Source organism: Phytobacter sp. V91 (assembly GCF_965644225.1).
GTDB lineage: Bacteria > Pseudomonadota > Gammaproteobacteria > Enterobacterales > Enterobacteriaceae > CBFFRJ01.
This window is the reverse complement of sequence record NZ_CBFFRJ010000335.1, coordinates 1-354: the sequence shown is the minus strand read 5'-3', so window position 1 is coordinate 354 and position 354 is coordinate 1. Positions and strand designations below refer to the sequence as shown.

The 354-nt window shown below is 58.5% G+C and carries 1 protein-coding gene; it reads left to right on the top strand.

Annotated elements, in window-relative coordinates; all coding sequences use genetic code 11:
• The coding region (locus tag ACSZO4_RS25925; RefSeq protein ID WP_437891940.1) for an integrase core domain-containing protein at positions 1–352 on the top strand (352 nt) is incomplete at its 5' end.
• Between the last annotated feature and the right edge of the window lie 2 nt (positions 353–354).

Below are 354 nucleotides of genomic sequence, written 5' to 3'. Positions count from 1 at the left end.
GGCGTTGTGGGCCCGACGGCCGACAGGAACTATCCATCACTCAGATAAAGGCTCGCAGTATGTGTCGCTGGCGTACACGCAACGGCTTAAGGACGCAGGGCTGCTGGCATCAACGGGCAGCACAGGCGACTCTTACGATAACGCGATGGCGGAGAGCATCAACGGGCTTTACAAAGCGGAGGTGATACACCGCAAGAGATGGAAAAACCGCGCCGAAGTGGAGCTGGCCACGCTGGCGTGGGTGGACTGGTACAACAATCGCCGGCTGCTGGAAAGGCTGGGGCATATCCCTCCGGCAGAAGCCGAACAGGCATATTATGCTTCCATCGGGAATAAGGATCTGGCAGCCTGAGT